Source organism: Rhizobacter sp. P2_H2, assembly GCF_056403375.1.
The window spans coordinates 1-1719 of sequence record NZ_JBFUFP010001109.1 but is presented as its reverse complement, the minus strand read 5'-3'; the positions used below and the strand labels follow the sequence as shown (position 1 = coordinate 1719).

Here is a 1719-nt window from a genome sequence, read left to right as displayed (position 1 = left end):
TCGTGTCGGAGCACGCGCCCTGGTGCAGCACCGCGTCGACCTTGCCGAAGTCGCCGTTCGCGAAGCGCGTGTAGAACTCGCCCTTGTCGAAGTAGTCGCTGAGCTTCGCGCCCAGCAGGTTGCGGTACTTCGGGCCGTCGGTCAGGTCGTCGACGGCGATCACGTCGTCGATGCCGATGGCGTTGAGCCCGTGGACGATGTTGCTGCCGATCATGCCGGCTGCGCCGGTAACCACCACCTTCATTCGAACAACTCCTCGTAGCTGACGCTGGCCGTGCCGAACTTGCCGACGACGATGCCGCCGGCGCGGTTGGCGATCGGCATGGCCTCGCGCAGGTTGATGCCGCACGCGAGCATCGCGGCCAGCGTCGCGATCACCGTGTCGCCGGCACCGGTCACGTCGAACACCTCGCGCGCCTGCGCCGGCACGTGGGTGTGGCCGTCGCTGCCGTCGGCGTTCTCGTCGAACAGCGACATGCCTTCTTCCGAACGGGTCAGCATCAGCGCACTGAGCCCGTGCTCGCGGCGCAGCACCTGGGTGCGCTCGTGAAGCTGGGCCTCGCTGCCCCAGGCGCCGATCACCTGCGCCAGCTCGGCACGGTTCGGCGTGATCACCGTGGCACCGGCGTAGCGGCTGTAGTCGCTGCCCTTCGGATCGACCAGCACCGGCTTGCCGGCGGCGCGCGCGAGCTCGATCATGCGCGGGATGTGCGTGAGCCCGCCCTTGCCGTAGTCGGAGAACAGCACCGCGTCGTGGCGGGCCAGCTCGCGCTCGTAGTCGCCCAGCATCGCCGACAGCACCTCGTGGTCGGGCTGGTTCTCGAAGTCGACGCGGATCAGCTGCTGCGAGCGGCCGATCACGCGCAGCTTGACGATGGTGTAGAGCTGCGGATCGCGCCCGAGCACCGTGTTGACGCCCTGCTGCTCGAGCAGCCGCTGCAGCTTCTGCGCCGGCTCGTCGTTGCCGACCACCGTCAGCAGCGTCGCCTGCGCGCCCAGCGTCTTGACGTTCAGCGCGACGTTGGCCGCGCCGCCCAGGCGCTCTTCCTCGCGGTTCACGCGCACCACCGGCACCGGCGCCTCCGGCGRGATGCGGTCGACCGCACCGAACCAGTAGCGGTCTAGCATCGCGTCGCCGACGATCAGCACGCGGGCGCGCGCCAGGCGATCGGGAGCTATCGAAGCCGTCATCACAAATCCTCCAGGCGTTGCGGCGGGTAGGTGTCCCAGCTCAGGCAGCCCGGGCATTGCCAGAAATAGTGCTGTGCCTCGAAGCCGCAGGCCGCGCAGCGGTAGCGCTGCAGCGGCTTCGCGGCGCGGCCGATGGCCTCGCGCAGGCCCTGCGTCTCGTCGCTGCTCAGCGTGTCGCCGGCGCTGACGCGCAGCAGCTCCTGCGCGGCCGACAGGCTGGGCTGCGTCTGCAGGTGCGTCAGCAGGCGGCCGCGTTGCACGGCGGCACCGGGATCGAGCAGCGTGATCGCGGCCAGCAGGTCCATCGTCGGCGCGCGGCCGTACAGCGCGCGCAGCCGTTCCAGGGCACCGGTGGCGTCGCCTGCGGCGATCGCGCTGTTCGCATAGTCGCGAGCCACCAGGTTGAAAGCGACCGGGTGCGTCGTCATCAGCTCGCCCCAGGCCTGCATGACCTGCGCATGGTCGCCGCGCGCGAAGGCGCGCTGGCCGGCCACCACCATCGGGCGGGCCGCCTGCGGGGCCGCGCTG

2 protein-coding genes and 1 pseudogene are annotated in these 1719 nt (G+C 70.5%); all 3 read right to left on the bottom strand.

Going from position 1 to position 1719, the window contains the following annotated elements; genetic code table 11:
• Positions 1-244: NAD-dependent epimerase/dehydratase family protein (locus AC1D15_RS30570; RefSeq protein WP_477828984.1), on the bottom strand; the 244-nt coding region annotated here is incomplete at its 3' end.
• Entirely contained in the window at positions 241-1191 is a 951-nt protein-coding gene (gene rfaE1, locus AC1D15_RS30565) for a D-glycero-beta-D-manno-heptose-7-phosphate kinase (RefSeq protein WP_477828983.1), read from the bottom strand. The genes rfaE1 and AC1D15_RS30570, both read right to left, overlap by 4 nt.
• A pseudogene (locus AC1D15_RS30560) lies at positions 1191-1719 on the bottom strand (lipopolysaccharide assembly protein LapB); the annotation flags it as partial. The pseudogene AC1D15_RS30560 and the gene rfaE1, both read right to left, overlap by 1 nt.